A 22,122-nucleotide genomic window follows, 5' to 3' on the forward strand; every position below is an offset into this window, starting at 1 on the left:
GGGTAATTCGAACACTCGCCCCCCTGCTCCCATAGCAGGCTGCGAAGAACGAAATTCTAGTTAACCGAGCTTTTGTTTACAGAAATGGCACGCCCAGGATGTTTGGCTGCTTCGTAGCCATCTTATCAGTCAGTCTAGCGGCGCCAAATCCCATAGGTCTGTCAGGTGATCGAACAGGGGTCGCGCGCTGAGGGTCGAGACCGTAGCATCGACGGCTTGTTCTATCGAAGCCCTATGTGCCTGGGGAAGCTTGCTGAGCAAGTCGTCACTTCGAAATCGATCACAACTTTTCTTCGCCGCTTCCAACAATATGTAGTCGAGTGATCGGCTTCCTGATACCGGCCAGAATCTTGCAAGGAGGGTTTCGTCCAATTGCCTTGAAGCTGTGTTGAATCTGAGATCGTCCAGTTTCGCGTAAAAAGCCTTCATGCGATTGAGAGTATCGCCGCTGTTCGGAACTCCGAGCCCATCGGCAGCCAAGGCATCGTAGACGGTCCAACCAGATGAACGCAAAAACCAAAGTAACTTAGTTGCACCGGACGCAAACGTCACGTTAGTGACTTGCTCCGCCTTCCAACTTTCAATCAATTTTGACAGCTCCGCTGATATTGAAGTCAGCGATATTGTGGCGTCGAGAGACGGTGCCAGCCGGTTCAAATCGTCTGCTATTCTTTGAGCTCGTGAGTCTGAATCGTCATTGCTTGCGCACTTGGGTATTGCTCTTACCACAGAGTATCTAGAGGAAATTCTTCTTACGGATCTAGCGTTTAATTGGCCCATATCAGAATGGATTCTCGACTTTTCAGGCCCGTCAAAGAACCACCACCAGCCATATGCAGCGATCGTTGCCGATTTTATAATGTTTCGCATGCCCACCCCCATCAACTATCTCAGCTTCGCCACTGTAAATGGCAAAACGCCTGCACATACAGAGATCGCGATGGCAACTGTATTGCCTATCTGACCTCAATATTTTGATTGGATTTGGAGCGCCCTCACCTTGCCAACTGGGGTTATCCGGACTTGATCGCAATAATTTGGCGTGTTTCATATGAATACAAAGGGACAAGGGGAACAAGTAGGTCATGGCTGAGGAGGACGAGTTATTTCCATTCGAAATGTTGGTTCAGGCCACCCCTATCTCGTTGCAGGCGAGCGCAAATTCGAAACAGCAGTGGATGGAGCATCTAAAACAGATTGCTCTCGCCCGCCGTGAGGAAACATATGAACTCGGATTTCTAGATCACAGAGCGCTGGCGGTCACAATTCTCTACTTCACCGCGGCCCCCATGGAGGGGGACATCGACAACATAATCAAGCCCATTCTAGATAGTCTGATACCCGTTGTGTATCTGGACGACAAAGTCATCGAGCGCATCGTCGCACAGAAGCTTGAGCCTGATGTGGATTGGCAGCTGACTTCGCCAACTGACCAACTGGCTGCAGCGCTAGATCTAACCCCACCAGTGGTCTACATTCGGGTGGACGACGACTTTGGCTGGAGGACGCTCCAATGAACTCTTCAACGGAAGACGATCCTCACGAGACCGAACGTCAATTCCTTGAAACTCTGCGATCACAATATGAGTCTAGCGGCTTCATATTCACACCTAATCCTCGGGGTGAGGATCTGCCGGAATTTCTTGGTTCGTATCGCCCTGATGCAGTTGCACGAAAATCTGGGATGAACTTGGCGATTGAGGTTAAAGGGGTTCAGGGCGCTAACACTGAGCGAAAAATTCAGGAGATAAGGCGGCTATTCTCTGAGCACTCAGACTGGCAGCTGAAAGTTGTCTATATGGGCAGGAGGCCCCTACAGAATGTTCAGGTTCCCAAAGCTCAGCCAGAAAAGATCCGATCAAGAAAGCTAGAGCTAGAGACTTTAGTAGCCCAGGGCCATGCTCGCGAGGCGTTTGTTATGGCTTGGCCTCTTCTTGAGGCACTCGCCCACGCTTTTGCGCCAAGCACAACTTCAAAGCCTCTGACCCCCGGCACCGCTGTGCAGTCCTTGGCCATGAACGCACTTATTGGACACGATGTAGAAATACGTCTGAGGGAATTAATAAATACGCGAAACCTCATTATCCACGGTGATTTAGGGGTAGAAGTCTCCGCGGCTGATGTCGAACTTATCCTGTCCGCCGTGGATCAGGCTCTTGCCACGGTCGTTGGTTGAACGAAGAGCCTACGTGGGTTTCCGTGAGCTTGGTGGTTTAGATTGATTTACGCGGACGGGGAATGACCCTATATGGCGAGCAAATTCGCTTAACGTTTCAGTAGGCCGTGACAGCTTTTTTCCACTCGGAAAACGCTGTTTAGTAGGATTTCGCTTCTCAACATGCCCAGAAAGCCTTGGGTTGTTCCAACCTCACGATCATGGCTCTAATAACTTGTAATACATAGAGTCCCGCACGCTCCCCCTACCTTGAGACTCTCTCACCCAGGTGCCTCAAGGCAGTCTCGACCAACTTGTTAAGCTCAGCGAAAGCCATCGTCGTCCCTGATGTGCCAGTCCCTCTTCGCAATTGGCGCGGCACTCGGCGGCCTACGAGACGGAATTGCTCTATGAGATCGGCGCGAGTGTCCGCCCGCTTAGTGCTGCGAACGGTGTCTCGTCCAGCCAACCCGAGAAATCCACCAACCAAAAACTTCTTTGCTCTGAGTAGCTCGATGGCGTCAGATATCGCCTTCAACCTCCCTGGTGGGCGAGCCTCGAAAGTGGCTAGTTTGAAGTTGAAGAATTTCCGCTGAAGCCGGGCGAAGTCCATCTCCGGCAGGTCTCCGAGTGTGTTCACACCTACTTTTCTCAGAGCTTCCTCCTTAAACGTCACTTCAATCCGAGTGCGCCAGTCAACCTCGGGCAGGGCGACAAAGGTTCCCGCACCGATATTTTGCTTGTCCTTGACCTTGTCCATAACGCTCCACTGGACGGAAGACTCCTCAGCGCCCACGTAATAGGTGGCGTCCACAGGAGGCTGCCTGTCGTGTTCTGAGGTCAACATGTTCTTCTCGAACGAGTTGGTAGTCTTGCGATCGCCAAAAACAAAACTCGAATTGCCTTTGCCACGTGCCCAGGCATATCGGGGTCGACCCCTGCTCTCTTCAAAAATATTGATTTCCGGCAGGTGGTGTCGAACCAGAACGCCGAACATTAAGTCACGTGCCGCCTGATCCGGGGTTACGGGCCTAAAGTCCACGCTGATCTCAAGCTCGCTGATCGCCGGCTCAGCTTCGAGCCCAAACACAGCGCGCAACGCAGATACGACGAGTCTTAGCTCCTCGATTACGGGCTCCTGGAGACGAACTGTGAACGTTTGCGACACGGTGCGTGAGGGGACTGACTCTACAAAGCAGTTGCCGCCCAAGGCCTTGTCGACTTCAAATTTCACCCACTTCCATTGTGTGGGCTTTGTAAGATCGATCCTCAGCTCAATCAGGTCGATGACCGCTCGGCACGAGTAACAGGACAGATCGATCTTTGGACGCAGAACCACCCGTCCATTGAAGCGAGCTTGCGCCATTCCGGTCGGAGCGGAGACGTAATGCAGAACGGTGACCGGACGGGCCTTATCCACGGCAGTGAGGGCTACTTCTAGGCGCACTGTGTGACCTTGCTGCAGAATCAAGTGCGCACCATAGAGGTGCTGGGTCGATTCGAAAGCATGATGCACGAGCATAGCTTTCGGGCTGACCAGCCGACGATTTCCTGCCGCTCATTCCCGTGCGCGTGTTCGCTATAAACTAATCAAGCACAGACACTTAACTCGATTGATAGGAATGACATGCCGGCCAACAAACCATACGCAGGCACCCGCCTGACGATTTTTCTGCAGAAACGCATTCTCGAGCTCCGCTCAATCAGGACGCAGGCCGAGATCGCTAACGAGACCGGCTTCATCAATACGAACATGCTGTCGCTGATCAAGACTGGCAGCAATCGTCTGCCTATCGATCGCGTCCCCGCCCTCGCCAAGGCGCTCAAGACAGACCCGCGGCGGCTCCTGCAGCTGGCCCTTGAGCAGTGGGTGGGGGGCACCGCAGCCAGGACGTTCGATGAGATCTTCGGCACGATCGTCACGCTGAACGAGATCGCCTGGTTGAATGAGATACGCGACGCCGCCGGGAACACCGACCCGACACTGACCACCCGCGCCCGTTCGTCCGTTCGCGCCATCTTTGGGAAATAGGCGATGCACGCTGATAAGCTGACACGCTCCACTCACCGGCCGGGTGATCGGCTCACCGAACGGCTCTGGTTCAAGGCGCTCGGGTCAGGCGGTCGGCTGCCGATGCCCACGGTTGAACGCATCCATGCGCTCAAGTGCCTTGTAGCCAGCTGGGAGGTCGCTGATGGGCGTGATGTATCAGGCACTGACTAGGCTCAGGGCCCTGGCGACCGAGATCGTGGGTCTCTCTGTTCCTCGACGTCCAAGATTGGCGATCTTCATCGATGGCGACAGTGTGGCGCCGAAGGAAGCAAAGAAGGTTTTGGACGATCTCTCAAGCCAGGGACGGCTCTGTGTTCTGCGTGCCTATGGCAACTACACCGGACGAGCGGCCGAGGGCTGGACCAGACTGATCCGCCATCGTGGGATTGTCGCGCGGCACATGCCATCGATAGTGCCTGGCAAGAATGCCGCGGACATCGCCCTCGCCATCGACGCTGTGGAACTGCTGCTCACCCGCAATATCGACACCTACGTGCTTGTCGTGAGCGACGCCGACTTTACCCCGCTTGTGCGGCGCCTGGGTGAGAGCGGCAAAGACGTCATCGTCTATGGCAACAGGTCGACGCCAGAAGCCCTCAGGAGGGCGTGCGCAGCCTTTCATGACATTGCGTCACTCGCGCCGCCAGCAGCTCCTAAAGCGCCCTCAGCACCCCTCTGGAGTCTTTCACCGATCGACGCAGAAGACATTGTCCTGGCAGCGCTGTCTGATCTGGCGCCGGGCGACGACCCAGTCAGCATGCAAGCGCTAGGTGACCAGATAGCACTGCGCCAGCCGGGGTTCGACAGTAGGACCTATAGGCGGCGGACCCTGAGTGCGCTCTTAGGTGATTTATCGTCTGTCACATTGGTGCATCAGAATGGAAATCGATATGCAAGCCGCCTACGTCTAGGGGATTAGGACGGGCTGACTTTCTAAAGAGGGAGCCGCCGGTCCATACAGACATAGGGAACAGCGAAGTCCTAGATGGGCAGCGGGTGGGTGATGGGGATCTACTGGGTGTCCACCGTCACCGGCACGCCTATCCTCCTCTGCCGCTGACCGACGGGACGTCTGAAGGAAGGCATTTCAAGCGACTTATGAAGGCATCCAATGTAACATTGGGGCCAAAAAATGTAACATTACGAATGATTTATGTAACATTAGCGGCCAAGACGGAGAACTAACGGTCCAAAATGTAACGTTAGCGATCCAATATAAGGCCAATATGACCTCATAAACCGTCAAAATCGGCCCTAATGTTACCTGTTGTTGTCGCTACGTTGACAGATTGCCCCAATTTTCGCTTTTTTCTGGAAATGACAACTTATTCCGCATACCAAATCGGCGAAGAAATCAGCGTTCGGCCGTCGTTTTTCATCCAAAGAATCATGCCGTGAGCCAAATACCTAAATAGCTATTTGCGTCTTTAGCTCACTCATTCGCTGTGCGACCTGGTAGCGCTGGTCGGCTTGGGGAAATAGCTATTTTGCTGACGACCAATTTCTCGCACCATTGCGGTGAAGCCGTTCGAGTTAGCTAACTAACTGTCCGGCCTGGCAGCGCATCAGTGATAACCGAGTCAGGTATCCTGAGGTCACGCTTCTATCCGAGCCGACTGTGGACGACAGCAGCAATTGCAGTTCTAGGCAGTGCGGGGCGTGGATGATGCCGGCAGACCTCCGCACTCACATGGGAGCCAGCGAGATTTTCTTCACACGGCTCAGCTGGCACTGGACACCCATCGATGCCAAGGCTGCCTCGATGGAGCGTCACGTCGACAAGGCGTCTTCGGTCCTCTAGTGAAAAGCCCATATGGGTATCGACCAATGTGGGGCTGCTACCTCGCCACTAAGCGCATGGCTTAGTTCAGACCGAGAGGAATACTCAGGCAACGGGGAACAGGTCACGACCGATGGATATTCAGCAGCCGGCCAACCACGTGCCACCATCCCAGCAACGTCTTATAGAACTCAAACCACGCTAAAAACTACGGAGCACAACATCAACCTCTTCACCATGATCGTTATCGTGTCCTCAAGCCAACTTACTGGCGGCTCATCATCCCTCAGCGACATCGGCTTTCTTACTATGGAGCGATGCTTGCTCGCCAAACACCAGCTTATGATCAATACCCAGCCGGTGAGTGATGAGGTTGCCGCCGGCATACAGCGTGAAGCTGAGAGGCTTCATTACCGCTACCAGCGCCTGCCGGGCGTGATTAATGCCATCTGCGTCAAAAATTGAGGTCCACGATATGAGTGCGACTGCGATCCTAATTATCATCGCAACCTCGGCGCACGGCATTGCCATCGAGCATGTGCCAATGCGGAACATGGACTACTGTGTGGTAGCGCGCTCGTCGGTGATGGGCATGTCCGAGATTACAGATCCCGAGCGCCTGGCCGAGACTTATGAGCTGGCGCTTGAGATGGGCGTCGTTCTGAACCTGGCCCACGCCGACATCACCGCCACCTGCGAATACAATTAGGATCACGCCACCACCCAGCAGGCTCAATAGCGCCAAGCCTCAACAGCCGGCTTGCGACCATGGAAAAGCCTTGAGCCGTTCGATCTCGGGTCCGACGGATGAACTAAGCCCTCGCCGTCCAATCCGTCCGCGTCATGATCCGTTGATCAAGCCCGAGCAGGGCTGACGATGCGGGTGGTGTCGCCTTAGGCACCCATTGTGTGATCAAACTGAACTGCGACGGTGCGTCCTACAAGAACCCACAATACCGGCGCCACATTGCATCGCGCAGATGCCGCGACTCCAAAGCTCCGCACAGTGCATTATGTAACCATCGTGTTGAAACCAATCCGAGATCACCAACCCAAGCGCGTTAAAGAGGGACTGGGCGCATGGTCGAGCGATAACAAGAGGTCGGGCTAGATCTCGCCATATCCGGTCTAATGACGCCCCCCGATTTTTGCTCTAAACCATTCATCGACAGAGAATTTCTCGGAGGGCTTATGGCGCGGGTTTGGTTAGTTCGTCTCGGCAAGTTTGGCGAGCAGGAGAATGACGCACTGACTAGCGGTGTGCTGGCCACGGGTTGGATAATGCCCAACTTCCCCGCCGATCATGCCAAAGAGAATATCGGTCCTGCTGTCGAAGAAGCCTATCCGGAGCAAAAAGCCGGCACTCTACAAAATTGGGCAGTCCAGCTGAACCAGCTCGCTAATGTCGTCAGTGAAGGCGATTTGACCATCACGCCGCTAAAAACGACAGGCCAAATTGCGATAGGCCAGATCATCGGCAAATTTGCTATCGATAGCGAAGGCAGGCCGACCAGGCGCGTGAAATGGTTGCGCACCGATCTACCAAGGGACGCGATCAAACAGGACCTACTTTTCAGTCTTGGTGCCTCGCAAACCATCTGCGAAATTTCCCGCAATGAAGCCGCAGAGCGTTTTGCCGCACTCGTGGCAACGGGCCGAGACCCAGGTCCCCGAAGCGGCCCTGGTCCAATTGATGTGAGCAATTCGGCATCAATGGACACGGCAGAGAGCGAACCGGACTTTGCGATCAGTGCTCGCGACCAGATTGAACGACACATCGCCGCAAACTTTGCAGGTCACGCGTTTACTGAGTTGATCGCCGCTATACTGCGCGCCCAAGGCTACCAAACACGTGTAAGCCCTCCCGGTGCAGATCGAGGAGTGGACATTGTCGCGGGACAGGGTGCACTTGGCTTTGACGGACCACGGCTTGTCGTGCAGGTAAAGTCAGGTGGTGTTGTGGCTGATCAACCCACCTTGCAGGGTCTTTTGGGCACCATCCAGGACACCCATGCTGAGCACGGTCTTTTGGTGAGCTGGTCCGGTTTTACAGGGGCTGTGAAACAGCGAACAAACGATCTGTATTTCAGGGTGCGCCTCTGGGGAAGAGACGAGATCATGGAAGCGCTTTTTTCGGTCTATGACCGCTTGCCTGAGACTTTGCGAGCCGAGCTGCCGCTCAAGCGGATTTGGAGCTTGGTCTCAGAGGACTGACCGTCCAGGTTAAAAATCGCAGCGCTTCTTGGTTAAGCATCATGGCAGGTTTGTAGTGGCTCTATCGCAGGTCCAGATCATTCAGTCGTTGGCCGAGGCGCTCTCCTGGTTCGAGAAAGAACTGAGCTGGGGTGTGGCGCCGGCCGAGCTCAATCATCTGACCGGCCGTATCGGCGAACTTTATGCGGCGATGATCACCCGCGGGCAGATGGCCCTGGAGACAAACCAGCGCGGCTACGACGTCATCAGTGCGGAGAACGAACGCATCTCCGTCAAGACGATCACGTCGAGCTCGCATGTCTCATTCAATGCCAAAACATTTGAGCTCGTTGATCGTGTCATGGTGTTGCGGGTGAACATAGACGACGACAACGGTGTCTCAGTCGAAACGCTTCTAGACAACAGTGCGGCTGAGGCAATGGCACTTTGTCGCGACTTGGGCGATCGGCTGTCTTTCGGTATTCAAACGCGCTCAAGGCCCATCAAGCCGCTAGAAGACCTCATAGTATCGGCCGAAGCTCAGTTCGAAAATCTTCTGGTCAGACAATATGAGAACGGGACGATCACCGTGCTGATCGAAGGTCACACCCAGGCAGTAGCAAAACCATTCCTTCGCAAGATTGCGGCCTCCGTCGGTGTCGATCTGCTCAATGGCAATTCCCAGCCCAAAAACACACGTCAGCTTGGGGCCGACATCATCAAGACGATCAATGCGATGACATCCTAATCAAGAATATGCCGCCACAAGCTGCCAAGGCAAGGACGGAGGCCCATTCCTGTATAAGCCATCCATTTCACTGCAGGGGTTGCTGGACAACCTGTCACGCATAAACCTATCGTCCCGCACATTGATTTGGTGATTTTAATCAAACGTGCCCGGCACCAGCGTCTCAAGAACGTAGGCGAGCGCCGGTAAAGCTGAATTCGACTTGGGGGACTTCATGGATCAGGCGCTCGCAGCGATCCTCGACCACTACCGGCAATCAGCGAAAACCGAGCGTGAAAAGGGCACCTATTTCGAGCGGCTGTGCGTCGCCTATCTGAAGAATGATCCGCTCCAGACGGCACAATATGACGAGGTGTGGCCCTTTTCAGACTGGGCCCAAGCGCATGGTATTGATCGTCGCGACACTGGCATCGACCTGGTGGCGCGCATGCGTGACAGCGGCGGCTTCTGTGCCATTCAATGCAAATTCTACGACGAGGATAAGCGCATCTCGAAGAGCGAGATCGACTCCTTCTTCACAGCATCCGGCAAGGCGCCATTTGCCCGCCGTCTGATCATCGACACCACTGACGCTGAGTGGAGCGAGCACGCCGAGGCGGCACTACGTGATCAGCAGATTGAGACCATGCGCATTGGTTTGAGCGATCTCTCGGCCAGCGCGATCGACTGGAGTGTCTATCAGCGCGATGAGCGTGTGGTGCTGGCTCCAAAGAAGGTGCCATTCCCCTATCAGGCCGAAGCCCTAGATGAAGTGGAAGCGGGCCTGGAAACCGCCGATCGTGGCAAGCTGCTTATGGCGTGCGGCACTGGCAAGACCTTCACAGCTCTCAAGATTGCCGAACGGATGGCCGGCAAAGGTAAGCGCGTTCTGTTCCTGGTGCCGTCCTTGGCTCTGATGTCACAGACCGTGCGCGAGTGGACGATTGATACGCAAACGCCGCTACGCGCCTTCGCAGTGTGTTCCGATAGCCAGGTTGGCAAGCGTCGGGCTAGCGAGGATGTCGCTGATCTCGAAATTCATGACTTGGCCTTCCCGGCGACCACCGATCCACGCAAGCTGGCTCAGAAGTTCGACCACGAGACGCCCGATGAGATGACGGTGGTCTTCTCCACCTATCAATCCATCCAGGTCATCTCGGATGCGCAGCAGCGGCACGGCCTTCCCGACTTTGACCTAATCATTTGTGATGAAGCCCATCGCACGACCGGTGCGACGTTCGCTGAGGGCGAAGAGTCCAACTTCGTCAAGGTGCACCGCCAGGAGTTCATCCGCGGCAACAAGCGTCTCTATATGACCGCGACGCCACGCATCTACGGCGATGGTGTGAAGACCAAAGCGGCTGAGGCTTCCGTCGAGATTTGCTCAATGGATGATGAGGAGCTGTATGGTGCGGTGCTGTTCCAGCGCGGGTTCTCCTGGGCGGTCCAGAACGGCCTGCTGACCGACTACAAGGTCATTGTGCTTGCGGTGGACGAGCAGATGGTAAGCACCAGTGTGCAGCGTCGGCTGATGGATGCGGACAGCTCTTTGCTGCTCGATGACGCGACCAAGATCATCGGGTGTTACAAGGCCCTGACAAAGATCGACCTGAAGCCAGACGTGCTTTCGGATCCGCACCCGATGCGGCGCGCCATCGCCTTCTGCAAGGACATCAAGAGTTCGAAGTTGATCACAGGCGAGTTCGCCAGGGTGGTCAATGAGTATCTCGGTAACGTGGAGCTAGCCGATGGTGAGATAGCCCTCGACTGCGAACTGAACCATGTTGACGGCACCTTCAATGCGAAGAGCCGGACAATGCTGCTCAACTGGCTCAAGGACGAGACTGAGGATAACACCTGCCGTATCCTGTCGAACGCACGGTGCCTGTCTGAAGGCGTCGACGTGCCAGCGCTCGATGCCATCATGTTCCTGCATCCCCGCAAGTCGCAGATCGACGTCGTGCAGTCCGTCGGCCGCGTGATGCGGCGGGCTGCAGGCAAGAAGATGGGCTACGTCATCTTGCCTGTCGGCATTCCGGCGGGGATGTCGCCCGAGGAAGCTCTCAACAATAATGAGAAGTATAAGGTCGTCTGGCAGATCCTCAACGCGCTGCGCGCCCACGATGATCGGTTTGACGCGACCATCAACAAGATGGAATTGGGCGCTGATGTCAGCGCTCATATCGAAATCATCGCAGTGACCAATGACATGCCTCAACAGGCGGCCAAGGCTGAGGCGGCCGGAATTGGCAGCGCTGGTCGCAATGGCGACGAGGACTATGTTGACGGTCCGCTGATCGCCCGAGACGTTGCCACTCAGACGGCGTTTGTTTTCGACGAGTTCGCTACGGCCATTATGGCGAAGATCGTCAAGAAGTGTGGGCGCGGGACCTATTGGGAAGACTGGGCCGGCGACATCGCCAAGATCGCCCAGACACATATCACGCGGATCAAGGCCCTGGTCGCACAACCGGACACAAAAGAGCGCGCTGCATTCGAGAGTTTCGTGGCCGAGCTCCGGGATGACCTGAACGACAGCATCACCGAGGACGAAGCCATCGAAATGCTGGCGCAGCACCTCATCACCAAACCGGTGTTCGAAGCCCTGTTTGAGGGGCACAGCTTCACTTCCGAGAACCCCGTCTCGAAGGCCATGCAGTCGGTGCTCAATGTGCTTGAAAAGCAGAACATCGAGAAGGAGTCCCAGAGCCTCCAGAAATTCTATGACAGCGTTCGGTTCCGCGCCTCCGGCATCGATAATGCAGAAGGCAAGCAGAGGATTGTCGTCGAGCTCTATGATAAGTTCTTTAGTAAAGCTTTCCCACGCTTGAGAGAAAAGCTCGGAATTGTCTACACACCGGTCGAGGTAGTAGACTTCATCATTCACTCGGTGAACGAAGTGCTGCAATCGGAGTTTGGCACAACAATCGGCTCGAAGGGTGTGCACATCATTGACCCATTCACTGGCACGGGAACCTTCATAACCCGTCTGCTTCAATCCGGTTTGATCAAGCCTGAAGAACTCGAGCACAAGTTTCGGCACGAGATCCACGCTAACGAGATTGTGCTGCTTGCGTATTACATAGCGGCGATCAATATCGAGGCAGTGTTCCACGACTTGAGTGAACGGGATGACTATGTGCCGTTTGAGGGTATTTGCCTGACGGATACCTTTCAAATGTATGAGGGCGAGGATCTGGTAGCCCAGCTGATGCCGGACAATTCTGACCGCCGAAAACGGCAAAAGGAGTTGGATCTGCGGGTTATTATCGGAAATCCACCTTACTCCGCCGGACAAACAAGCGCGAACGACGACGCGGCAAATGTCATCTATCCAACATTGGACGCACGCATTCGCGACACCTACGCAGCGCACACTTCGATGACAAACAAGCGCGCTATTTATGACAGCTACATTCGGGCCATCCGTTGGGGAAGCGACCGGCTTAAGAGTAGCGGCGGTGTCATGGCCTATGTCTCGAACGCAGGCTGGGTAGATGGGGCCGCGCTTGACGGACTCCGCAAATGTCTTCGGGAAGAATTTAGCTCACTTCATGTTTTCCATCTTCGAGGGAACGCACGCACCTCTGGCGAGCAGCGCCGTAGAGAAAAAGGAAACGTCTTCGGAGAGGGCACTCGCACGCCCATTGCCATCAGCATATTCACGAAAAATCCTAGTGCTGAGAAACATGGTGAGATTTTCTTTCATGATATTGGGGACTATCTCGACCAGAAACAGAAACTCGCCATAATAAAGGATTTCGGGAGTATTGGCGGCATAACTCGTTCAAACGCCTGGTCGCGGGTCGAGCCAGACGAGCATCACGATTGGATAGATCAACGAACCAAAGGTTTTGCAGAATACAACAGCATCACTGCGAAGGGCGGGGATGCCAATGGTGTTTTTGAAACGCATTCCGCAGGTTTGAAAACCAACCGAGATGTCTGGGTTTACGATTTCTCGAGATCAGCCCTGGAACGGCGTGTTCGGTCTTCGATCGATTTCTTCAACAGCGAGATTGATCGAGCTGGCGGGGAGAAGGGATACAAACCGGATCCAAACCCGACCAGATTCAAGTGGTGCCAAGCTACTCTTAAAAATTTTGAAAGAGGCGTGAAGCTCCAGTATCACCCCGAAGCGGTCCAAGAAGCAATGTATCGGCCATTCCAAAGGATGTGGGTCTACAAGCATCGATCCCTGAACTGGAGCAGTTATCTAATGCCTCGGTTCTTTCCCGAATCCGATACGAAGAACGTCGCGATTTGCCTCTCAGGGCCAGGTGGTAGAGGTCAGTTTTCAGCGCTTATAGTTAATGCTGTGCCGAGCATTCATTTTGCTGATGTAGATGGCGCGCAGTGCTTCCCTTTGGCGCTTTTCACGGGGAAAGGTGATGATGTCGGCGCTGAATTATTTAGCAGCGCCAATGAATTTCACACGCACAGCGGCATAACTGACCAAGGTCTCCGCAACTTTAAAAACGCATACATGGGAGAGAAAATATCCAAAGAAGATATTTTCTACTATGTATATGGTTTACTTCATTCTGAGGCGTATCGGACCAGCTTCGCGGACAATCTCTCAAAGGAATTGCCGCGTATCCCGAACGTGAAGAAAGCTGAAGACTTTTGGGCTTTCAGCGGTGCCGGGCGAGCGCTCGCTGACCTGCATGTGAATTTTGAGACCGTGGATCCCTACCCAACGACTATCAAACAGGGTGATCTGCGTCTCGCAAATATCCCTGACCCCAAAAAGTTCTACCGCGTCGAGAAGATGAAGTTCGGAGGAACGCGCCCTAGTCTCGACAAGTCTACCGTGGTCTACAACGCCAACATCACCATGACGGGCATCCCGTTGGAGGCTTATGACTATGTCGTCAATGGCAAGCCGGCACTGGAATGGGTGATGGAGCGACAAGCCGTAGTGAAAGACACATATAATCCAACAACCAAGAAGGGCAGTGATATTGTCAACGATGCCAACTGCTACGCCATCGAGACTGTCGGCAACCCTGCCTACCCACTGGAGCTGTTCCAACGTGTGATCACGGTCAGCCTCGAAACTATGAAGATTGTCCGATCACTGCCCGCCTTGGACATCGACTGATGCCTGATCTATTGGATTGTTGTTTTGGCTAGCCGCCCTTTTCTGACAATAGGCATCGAGGATCTTGAAAAGGCATTTGACGCCCAGCGCGATGATCCTGCGTTCCTCAAGACGCTGGTCGCCGAACTAAAGAACCGCAAAACACAACGCGCCGCCCAACTCCGCGACCGTGCAGTGCAAGCGCTGGGTGTGTCGCCCAAGGGCAAACCCGCGCAACCTGCTGCAACGCCTGCGCGCCCTAAACAGACACCACCAGCGGCTCAGGTGCCCGAGCCTGCTCTGCCGCGCCAAATTCCGCCTACACCCGCGCCTGGCAATACAGGAAGCGCGCCCGCACTTTCACGCCCGCCTTCAGTGCAATTGGGCCGACCTCCGACTTCACCTGCGCGGGCTTCGGCCGATGTCGCTGGCCTCTCGCAGCCAGAGCGGGTCATGCTCACGTGGACAGCACTTGAGGTGCTGTCGCCACAGAGCTTTCGACGGCCCGAGGACTTAGCTAGTGGGGATCGTCAACGGGTTGCTCGGTTCAATGAGCGTGGACTGCCATGGGAAAACGGCGGTGAAAAATCAAAGCCGAGCTATCGGCTTTATTATCAGGTGGTGCTCGGTTCCATCGATATGGAGAAGGCTATCGGCCAACTGCTTTCGGTTTACACCGACAAGCGTGCTGAGCGGCCACCAAGCTCCGGTGAGAGCATTCTCGCGACCATTCTCGTCGACAGGGAAGGGCGCCCAGTCGAGGAAGATGCTGTAGCGCTCTCAAGCTTTGCTTGGGGCGTGCCCGTGGCGCTGAACGGCGATCTGAAGGCGCTCGGGGATTGGCCGGCCGCAGAGCGGACGTTGCTTGAAGCATTGGACAAGCGTGTTCGACGGACAGATGACTCCGGTAAGCCGGAACCCTTGACCTTAGGTGACATTTCTAGCGCACACGACTGGCTAGTAGGGCAGTTGGGTCTGCCGCTGGACATGGTCAGCCCGCCATCATTCTGCGTGCGGACATACCAATGGTTCAAGCTCGACGATACGCCCGAGACGTTGCTGCTCAATTCGTTCTTCCTGTCCGACTTGGACCGGGCGCGCCAACTGTTCCAATCGGGAAGAGCCACATCAAATCTCAAGCGCTACATCGGACAGACAGTCCCCGACACACGTCGCGACCTGCTGCACGATCAAGACGCTATTGCCGACGCGCTAGACCCTGCAAAGATGCCATTGGGACGGTGGCCGGCGGCCGGACGCTACCCTCTTGTGGCGCTGCAGCAAGCCGCGGTGAACCTGACGGCACATCACTTGAAGGAAGACGGCATTCTCGCCGTGAATGGCCCTCCAGGGACTGGCAAGACCACCCTGTTGCGAGATGTAGTCGCTCATGTCGTCACCGAGCGTGCACGCGTGATGGCGACTTACACTGACCCGGAAATGGCGTTCACCAACTCAAAACTAAGGGTCAAGAAAGGTCAGGCTTTTCTCTGGATGTATGAGCTCGATGCGAAGCTGCGCGGGTTCGAAGTCGTTGTTGCCTCGTCGAACAACAAAGCCGTTGAGAATGTCAGCGCCGAGCTGCCTGGTCTGGCGGCAGTAGCGGACGACGCTTTCCCCAATGGCTATTTCAAGACGGTATCTGATGCACTGCTTGAGCGGGATAGCTGGGGCATAGTTGCCGCAGTTCTTGGCAATGCTGGTAACCGCTTCAAGTTCAGTCAGCGCTTCTGGTGGGACCAGGACTACGGCATGTCCAACTACCTAAAGCATGCGACGGGAACGCCAACGGTCATTGTTGAGGAAACTGATGACGGTGAGAAGACCAAGCGGCCACCCATAGTCGTAACCAGGGAAGACCCGCCGGCCGACAAAGACGAGGCGCTGAAGCGCTGGCGAAAGGCACGCAAGCGATTTCAGGAGGCCGAGGCGGCCGCAAGAAAAGTGCTTGATGGCGCTTCACGTCTAGCCGCGCTGCCCAATCAGATCGCCGAAACCGATGCACTGATAGCGCAATTGGTCCCGGCGCTTAGTGCTACCAACGACCGTGTCAATCAGCTCGCATTGGGGAGGCCGAACGCAGAGGTCGAACTTCAAAATGCCAGGGCGGAGTATCTCAATAACCATGATGCACAAGCCCGTTTGAAAGAAGCGAGACCCTCGTTCCTGAGTGGGCTTTTCAATCGTGAGGGCCTCAGGCGCTGGCACGCGAAATACGTTGAGGTTGCAAGGATCACACAACAAGCACGGGACACTTTGGAAAGCCGCGAAAAGTTCCGCGACCAAATTGTCGCTGACCACGATCACGAGGTGGCTAGCTTGGCGGCAATGGTCTCCCGGCTTCAAACGCAAACGGCACAGCGCGAAGAGTTCGTCAGGCGTGCGGAGGCGCTGGAGACTGCCCTTGGCGGGACTGCGATTGACCAGTCCCACTTCCTGCGTGGCCATAAGGAGCGGCAGTTGGCTGCTCCGTGGCTGGCCGGCCAGGCAGCGTTAAAACGGGACGACCTATTTGAAGCGGCGATCAATCTTCATCGCGCTTTTGTAGACGCAGCCGCACGTCCCCTACGACACAACCTCAATTTGCTGATGGATAGCTTCGGCACAAGGTCGTTCGGCAGCGAGGAAAAAGACCGCCTAATCCCGCACCTTTGGTCGAGCCTGTTTTTGGTAGTGCCTGTAGTCTCGACCACGTTCGCCTCGGTCGCTCGAATGTTCTCCAATATCGGCGCCGAGGACATCGGCTGGCTGCTCATAGATGAAGCTGGCCAGGCGCTCCCACAGGCAGCAGTTGGCGCTATCATGCGTTCACGACGAGCTGTTGTGGTAGGCGATCCGCTTCAGATCGAGCCAGTCGTAGTGCTGCCCGACACTCTCACCGACGCGGTCTGCAAAGAGTTCAAAGTGGACGAAACTGTCTACAATGCCCCCGCGGCGTCAGCGCAAACACTTGCTGACGCCGCCACTCCCTATTTCGCGTCGTTCGAAACACGGATCGGGTCGAGAGATGTCGGCGTGCCATTGCTCGTGCATCGGCGCTGCGCCGATCCGATGTTCGGCATTTCCAATGCCATCGCCTATGAGAATCTAATGGTGCAGGCGAAGGCGACGAAACAATCGCCAATTGTCGACGCGCTAGGCCCGTCGCGTTGGATTAATGTGGAAGGATCGGGCCAGGACAAGTGGTGTGCCGCTGAGGGCGACGAGGTCATTAGCCTGCTACGAATGATACGCGAAAGTGGGGCTAGCCCTGACCTATACATCGTCACGCCATTCGTTGTGGTTCAGGATCGCATGCGCGACCTAGTCAGAACCAGTGGTGTCTTGACTGGGTGGGTCGATGACGTGGCTCGTTGGCCCTACGACCGCATCGGAACGGTGCACACGGTTCAAGGGCGGGAGGCCGAGGCTGTGATCTTCCTACTGGGCGCTCCGATGCCTCAGCAGAAGGGCGCGCGGAACTGGGCAGGTGCAAGGCCCAACATTCTGAACGTGGCCGTCTCACGGGCCCAAGAGGCGCTCTATGTTGTCGGCAATAGAGCCCTATGGGGACAGGCCGGTGTCTTCTCGGAACTGGATAGAATGTTATAGAAGCGGGCCCGCAGTTGCTGGTCAGAGTGACTGCAGCGCTTTCGTCTCAGTAAAAGTGCGCCAGTTGAGGCGCTTGCACAAGCTCAAATCTGACCAGTTCCGGCTCGAGTTGAAGTGCTGGCCTTCCGGCGTAAGTAGCACCATCGTCGTCTGCTTGCCCGTGTAGCCGCCCATTTGGTTCTTGGCATTTCCATTGACGCAGATCAGGTGGAATACCGACCCATCTCGCCGAGTTTTGGTCATCACCGTTGAAATGGTGACGTCCCTTACCGAATAGGGATCATAGAGATATTCTCGCATTGCTTGCAGCACGCCGGCTATCTCCGCGCTGTTAGCAGGTCGCTGACCAGCAACCATTTCGTCATGGCTCTGCGCCATCGCGCTGCCCGTCATAGCCATGGCGCAGACCAGCGCTAAAAGAGTTCTTGTCATCTAATCCCCCGATGATTGTGTCTGCCTTTTCCACGAGAACACAGCAAGGGAAAGGTGCGGCTCCATGTGTTTCCAAACGTATCATTTGGATGCCACTTCCCCACATCGTTCGCATCCCTGCTTGCAACTTTAACGCGTTAGTGTTATATGTTAAATCATCAGGAGGCGATGAGATGCGCAAGACGCCAGCGGAATACCAACGAGAATACCGAGAGCGGAAAAAGGCGGCCCGTAAAGCTGCACCCGATCTGGCTATGGAATTTATCAGGACGCCGTTCAGCGAAACCACGCCGAGTGATAGCGACGATCCGTTTGAATTCGTGGAATACTTCGTTCCGTTCGGCCTTCAATTCCCCGAAGGCTTCTTTGATGAAAATGCGCAATACGACGTCGACGACCTTGTTGGCACAGACGTCAGCCTAAGCAGCGAATCGTTGCTGGAGCGTATGGAGGGGTTGGCTGGTGTCTTCCTCACGGCGGCAGATGAGCTCTATCGCAAGATCAACGATTTCAAGTTGGCCGAAATCGACGCGAGAATTGCTGAGGTAGAGCAGTCAGAGCTGTCGGACCCAGCCGCGAAAGCTAAGGCGTTGCGAGACATTGTGACCTTGCAGGACATCAGATCGCAGCTCTCGGGAAAAACCTTCCGACGCTCATTTGCTGAGATCAACGTCAAGGGCAGCGCGTCCGACTGAAATTATCGCCGGGAAGGGGCTCTGTTTGGCGACACCAGCCCCATCCCAGGCGAAATAGAGCGGCCAAGGCGTTCTTAAAACCAACCCCGGCACCCCTTTGTGACTATGGAGAAAATCACGTGACCACAAATATCATGACATGCTCGGCACCGGCAACAGAAGTGACAGCTAACGAGCGCTTCCTGAACTTCATGGCAGGAGGTGAAGCTAGTTACCTTTTGGATAACGTTGCCTGCAGTGTTGAACTGTTTGGCACCGTTGACGACGTGGTGGAGACTATTAGCGACGCTGGATCAGCGCTTGATGCATATGAGGAGCAGCTGTTCTTTCTTGAGGAAGCGCTCGAGGCGGCAACGAGCGTATTGGAGCGGTATATCGATTGCAGTGGCTTTCGGGCTGATATGCGTGTCGCTGCACGGATGGTGATCGACGGCGCCCCTAACGGCTGGAATGACGTTCTTACCAGTGCCCATAATTGCCACCGGTCCGACAGGGTAGTGCCCAACGAAACCCGCAAAATTCTGCGCAAGCTCGGGGTTAAGGGCATGACCTACAGGTGGGTAAATTACCACATGCAGGGGGTATATCGCGCGCACATGATCGACAAGAGGAGCGCCAGTCGCGGTCCGCTTATCTCAGAGGGCATGATTAGTGGTGAGACGTTCGAGGTGCGTGGTGACACCCACCCAGTGCTCCATGTCTACCGTAAGGTAGATGGACAGTATATCGAGAAATCCCGCCATCTGGACGGGATGGATGCAATGAGCCTCGCCGTGCAGCTGTTCGCCGATCTGTCGGTGGCAGCATGACCGTTGTCTCAGTCCTGAATTACTTGCCAAACCTGCCCGAACGCCAGGTGGTCATGGTTATGACCATGTTGGAAAGTGCGGTCTCCAACAACAAGCCGATTAATACCGGCGATCTTGCCATCCGTATTGTCGGAGAAGCGCGACAGTTGGCCACCGTCGATATGGAGTCACATGCGGAAAACGACCTCGAACGCCTCCGTATCTTCATTACCTCGGCGGTCTGCTCGGAACTGGAAAAGGCAGGGATGATGGCGCCTGGTGAATTCTACAAATATGGGTCGGAGGACTGGGCTGCAAGCTTCGCCATTGACGTCCGGGATGAAGTCGCTCGCGGGCCGGAATTTTGGCGTGACGATCTTGGCCGTGCCAGGGACGGCGTGACGTGAGCCCTTAGATCTCCTCCAAAAATGAGTAGAGTCCGTCCATTAAAGGAGACGGACAATGAAGGCTTCGCGGTTCAGCGAGGAACAGATTATCGGCATGATCAAGGAGCAGGAGGCCGGGATGCCGACTGCCGATGTGTGCCGCAAGCATGGCGTGAGCAGCGCGACGTTTTACAAGTACAAGGCCAAGTTCGGCGGCATGGACGTCAGCGAGGCACGGCGGCTCAAGGTCCTGGAAGACGAGAACGCCCGGCTCAAGAAGCTGTTGGCCGAGGCGATGCTGGACAACGCCATGCTCAAGGATCTCAGCACAAAAAAATGGTAACGCCCGCCGTCAGGCGAGAAGCCGTGGCTTACCTCTGCGAGGCCTTCGCGGTGAGCCAGCGTCGGGCGTGTTCGGTGATCGGGGTTGATCGAACATCGGTGCGTCATGTGAGCACGCGATCCGATGATCAGGCCGTTCGGGCACGGCTGCGCGAACTGGCGGCCGTGCGCCGCCGGTTCGGCTATCGCCGGCTGCATGTGCTGTTGGATCGGGAGGGGATCATGCTCAACCACAAGAAGCTGCGTCGGATCTATGCCGAGGAACGGCTGCAGGTTCGCCGTCGCGGCGGCCGCAAAAGAGCCTTGGGTACACGGGCGCCCATGGTCCTGCCGTCAGGTCCGAACCAGCGTTGGTCCCTCGATTTTGTCAGCGATGCGCTGACCGATGGTCGACGCTTCCGCATCCTGTGCATTGTCGATGACTATACCAGGGAATGCCTCTGCCTGATCGCCGATACATCGCTGTCCGGGCTTCGGGTGGCGCGAGAACTGGATCTGCTCATGGTCCAGCGTGGCCGACCGCACACTGTGGTCAGTGACAACGGGACGGAACTGACCAGTATGGCAATCCTGCGCTGGAGCCAGGATCGGCGGATTGAATGGCACTACACCGCGCCCGGCAAGCCGACACAGAACGCGTTCGTGGAGAGCTTCAACGGCCGGCTGCGTGACGAACTGCTCAACGAGACCCTGTTCACCTCATTGGCACACGCCAGGTTCAACCTGGCGGCCTGGAAGGAGGACTACAACACAGTCAGACCACATGGCAGCCTTGGCAATCTGCCGCCGGCCATCTACGCAAAACTCAACGCTCCCGGCATGCAATGGGACGGAGCGCTTGAGCAACTGGGGAGCACCGCGCTCCCTCCCATTGCACCACCGAGCCCGAAAGGCTCAAACGACGAAAGGACTCTGCTCTCGGCTGGATGAAGTCGGGGGCTCACGTCAGGCGAACGCAGCTCATAAGACGGTGACCAAAGCCACATTCCCTCGGCCTTATAGGTCGGGGGCGTGGTGCTTCAGTGTGACTCTGTGTGAATAACGCGCAGGCTTTGTGGCGAGATAAGTGACGCGCGCTTGCCCTTACAGCCCATCCAAAGCGAGAAGCCTTGGCTTATCAGGGCTGCCGCTTCATCCAGCGTAGCCGCATAAACCGCATGCGCCTCGTGGTGCTTGCGATTGCCGAACGAGGGATCGCCTAGCCCCTAGCCGTTGGTGGTCACTTCGGGCACTTCACCGCTACCCTTGCGTGGAGACGTCCGTTCAATCCTCAAAACCCGGTTGATCTAATTATCTCCCACTGCCCCCAGAGCGAGCACGTCGAACTATAACTCAAGGTAATATTGGCTAGAGGCAATGCCGAAAAGCGCCAGATCTGACCTGCGTAATTCCACGCTTCGTTTCGCTATAAGCAAGATACGTGAGCCGAACAAATATTGGCTAAGCATCTCAATAATTAGACTCTTCGAAATTTCGGCCGATCATCAACTGACCCTGCAGGACACGTGTCTGAATGGACGCGAGCGCGATAATTTAGCAATTATGAAAGAGATCGTATCATGGCGCTGACCGCCGCCCTTATTCATGCCCTCGCGCCTAACGACCGCAGGGTGCTGAGCCGTGCCGAAGCCGCGAGTTATGTTGGCGTCAGTCCTGGCCACTTTTCTAAGCTTGTGGAGGCTAGCACCATGCCCAACTCCCTGCCCACATACGGACGGACCCGTAGGTGGGATAGGAACGCCATAGACCAGGCGCTCGACAGAGCAAGCGGCACCACCACCTCGACCAAAGATGCGCTAACCGCATATGACGCTTGGAGTAGTGCCCGTGGTCAGGGCTAATCTCAAGGGCGTGAACACCGTTCGAAAACTGCTTAATGACGGCACAGTCAGGATCC

At 55.6% G+C, this 22,122-nt stretch carries 16 protein-coding genes; 13 read left to right on the forward strand and 3 right to left on the reverse strand.

The genetic code is table 11. The features are described from left to right. Positions 1 to 129: 129 nt before the first annotated feature. Positions 130 to 657 (reverse strand): hypothetical protein, encoded by a 528-nt coding sequence (locus GDR53_RS05995; protein ID WP_193337167.1) that lies wholly within the window; start codon positions 655 to 657, stop codon positions 130 to 132. A 428-nt stretch (positions 658 to 1,085) separates the two neighbouring features. Between GDR53_RS05995 and GDR53_RS06000 the strand changes: the two genes are divergently transcribed. Together GDR53_RS06000 and GDR53_RS06005 are read left to right on the forward strand one after the other, a co-directional pair. After that, positions 1,086 to 1,517: a RusA family crossover junction endodeoxyribonuclease gene (locus tag GDR53_RS06000; RefSeq protein ID WP_193337168.1), complete on the forward strand. Its 432-nt coding sequence runs from the start codon at positions 1,086 to 1,088 to the stop codon at positions 1,515 to 1,517. Then, the gene (locus GDR53_RS06005; protein WP_193337169.1) at positions 1,514 to 2,176 is read left to right on the forward strand and encodes a hypothetical protein; all 663 of its coding nucleotides are present in this window, start codon (positions 1,514 to 1,516) and stop codon (positions 2,174 to 2,176) included. The genes GDR53_RS06000 and GDR53_RS06005 overlap by 4 nt, the downstream gene beginning before the upstream one ends. Positions 2,177 to 2,420: 244 nt before the next feature. Here GDR53_RS06005 and GDR53_RS06010 read toward each other — a convergent pair whose 3' ends face one another. Continuing rightward, positions 2,421 to 3,677 (reverse strand): hypothetical protein, encoded by a 1,257-nt coding sequence (locus GDR53_RS06010; RefSeq protein WP_193337170.1) that lies wholly within the window; start codon positions 3,675 to 3,677, stop codon positions 2,421 to 2,423. A gap of 105 nt (positions 3,678 to 3,782) precedes the next feature. Here GDR53_RS06010 and GDR53_RS06015 point away from each other — a divergent pair, with 105 nt between their 5' ends. The 7 genes from GDR53_RS06015 (at position 3,783) to GDR53_RS06045 (ending at position 17,582) form a co-directional block, all read left to right on the forward strand. Then, positions 3,783 to 4,187 (forward strand): helix-turn-helix domain-containing protein, encoded by a 405-nt coding sequence (locus GDR53_RS06015; RefSeq protein ID WP_193337171.1) that lies wholly within the window; start codon positions 3,783 to 3,785, stop codon positions 4,185 to 4,187. 163 nt (positions 4,188 to 4,350) lie between these two features. Continuing rightward, positions 4,351 to 5,127 (forward strand): NYN domain-containing protein, encoded by a 777-nt coding sequence (locus GDR53_RS06020; RefSeq protein WP_193337172.1) that lies wholly within the window; start codon positions 4,351 to 4,353, stop codon positions 5,125 to 5,127. A gap of 894 nt (positions 5,128 to 6,021) precedes the next feature. Further along, positions 6,022 to 6,453, forward strand: a complete 432-nt coding sequence (locus GDR53_RS06025; protein ID WP_193337173.1) for a hypothetical protein — start codon at positions 6,022 to 6,024, stop codon at positions 6,451 to 6,453. Positions 6,454 to 7,119: 666 nt separating this feature from the next. Next, complete coding sequence (locus GDR53_RS06030) at positions 7,120 to 8,202, forward strand: restriction endonuclease (protein ID WP_193337174.1); 1,083 nt, start codon at positions 7,120 to 7,122, stop codon at positions 8,200 to 8,202. A gap of 55 nt (positions 8,203 to 8,257) precedes the next feature. Then, positions 8,258 to 8,929 carry a DUF6998 domain-containing protein gene (locus GDR53_RS06035; protein WP_193337175.1) on the forward strand — a complete coding sequence of 224 codons (672 nt, stop codon included), beginning with the start codon at positions 8,258 to 8,260 and terminating at the stop codon, positions 8,927 to 8,929. Positions 8,930 to 9,143: 214 nt separating this feature from the next. Continuing rightward, positions 9,144 to 14,012, forward strand: a complete 4,869-nt coding sequence (locus GDR53_RS06040) for a DEAD/DEAH box helicase (RefSeq protein ID WP_193337176.1) — start codon at positions 9,144 to 9,146, stop codon at positions 14,010 to 14,012. A 24-nt stretch (positions 14,013 to 14,036) separates the two neighbouring features. Continuing rightward, positions 14,037 to 17,582 carry an AAA domain-containing protein gene (locus GDR53_RS06045; protein WP_193337177.1) on the forward strand — a complete coding sequence of 1,182 codons (3,546 nt, stop codon included), beginning with the start codon at positions 14,037 to 14,039 and terminating at the stop codon, positions 17,580 to 17,582. A 21-nt stretch (positions 17,583 to 17,603) separates the two neighbouring features. Here the strand turns inward: GDR53_RS06045 and GDR53_RS06050 are convergent, their stop codons facing one another. After that, complete coding sequence (locus tag GDR53_RS06050; RefSeq protein ID WP_193337178.1) at positions 17,604 to 18,014, reverse strand: hypothetical protein; 411 nt, start codon at positions 18,012 to 18,014, stop codon at positions 17,604 to 17,606. A gap of 173 nt (positions 18,015 to 18,187) precedes the next feature. On the opposite strand from GDR53_RS06050, the gene GDR53_RS06055 reads away from it, so the two are divergent. The 4 genes from GDR53_RS06055 to GDR53_RS06070 all read left to right on the forward strand — a co-directional run bounded on the left by GDR53_RS06055 (position 18,188) and on the right by GDR53_RS06070 (position 21,155). After that, on the forward strand, positions 18,188 to 18,709 hold the full coding sequence (locus tag GDR53_RS06055) for a hypothetical protein (protein WP_193337179.1): 522 nt from the start codon (positions 18,188 to 18,190) through the stop codon (positions 18,707 to 18,709). 119 nt (positions 18,710 to 18,828) lie between these two features. Further along, positions 18,829 to 19,518 carry a hypothetical protein gene (locus GDR53_RS06060; RefSeq protein ID WP_193337180.1) on the forward strand — a complete coding sequence of 230 codons (690 nt, stop codon included), beginning with the start codon at positions 18,829 to 18,831 and terminating at the stop codon, positions 19,516 to 19,518. Then, entirely contained in the window at positions 19,515 to 19,904 is a 390-nt protein-coding gene (locus tag GDR53_RS06065) for a hypothetical protein (protein WP_193337181.1), read from the forward strand. Before GDR53_RS06060 ends, GDR53_RS06065 begins: the two co-directional genes overlap by 4 nt. A gap of 55 nt (positions 19,905 to 19,959) precedes the next feature. After that, positions 19,960 to 21,155 (forward strand): IS3 family transposase gene (locus GDR53_RS06070; RefSeq protein ID WP_193335575.1). Its coding sequence is split into 2 segments (ribosomal slippage): positions 19,960 to 20,209 and positions 20,209 to 21,155, totalling 1,197 coding nucleotides; the frame shifts between segments, so codons are not numbered across the junction. Positions 21,156 to 22,122 lie beyond the last annotated feature (967 nt).

Origin of the sequence: Devosia beringensis, from assembly GCF_014926585.1 — a bacterium.
GTDB classification, from domain to species: domain Bacteria; phylum Pseudomonadota; class Alphaproteobacteria; order Rhizobiales; family Devosiaceae; genus Devosia; species Devosia beringensis.

Bases quoted from the DNA above. Each gene is read 5' to 3' on its own strand.
- GDR53_RS06000 (WP_193337168.1), top strand. From the start codon at position 1,086: ATGGCTGAGGAGGACGAGTTATTTCCATTCGAAATGTTGGTTCAGGCC.
- GDR53_RS06005 (WP_193337169.1), top strand. From the start codon at position 1,514: ATGAACTCTTCAACGGAAGACGATCCTCACGAGACCGAACGTCAATTC.
- GDR53_RS06010 (WP_193337170.1), bottom strand. From the start codon at position 3,677: ATGCTCGTGCATCATGCTTTCGAATCGACCCAGCACCTCTATGGTGCG.
- GDR53_RS06015 (WP_193337171.1), top strand. From the start codon at position 3,783: ATGCCGGCCAACAAACCATACGCAGGCACCCGCCTGACGATTTTTCTG.
- GDR53_RS06020 (WP_193337172.1), top strand. From the start codon at position 4,351: ATGGGCGTGATGTATCAGGCACTGACTAGGCTCAGGGCCCTGGCGACC.
- GDR53_RS06025 (WP_193337173.1), top strand. From the start codon at position 6,022: ATGGGTATCGACCAATGTGGGGCTGCTACCTCGCCACTAAGCGCATGG.
- GDR53_RS06030 (WP_193337174.1), top strand. From the start codon at position 7,120: ATGACGCCCCCCGATTTTTGCTCTAAACCATTCATCGACAGAGAATTT.
- GDR53_RS06040 (WP_193337176.1), top strand. From the start codon at position 9,144: ATGGATCAGGCGCTCGCAGCGATCCTCGACCACTACCGGCAATCAGCG.
- GDR53_RS06050 (WP_193337178.1), bottom strand. From the start codon at position 18,014: ATGACAAGAACTCTTTTAGCGCTGGTCTGCGCCATGGCTATGACGGGC.
- GDR53_RS06055 (WP_193337179.1), top strand. From the start codon at position 18,188: ATGCGCAAGACGCCAGCGGAATACCAACGAGAATACCGAGAGCGGAAA.
- GDR53_RS06065 (WP_193337181.1), top strand. From the start codon at position 19,515: ATGACCGTTGTCTCAGTCCTGAATTACTTGCCAAACCTGCCCGAACGC.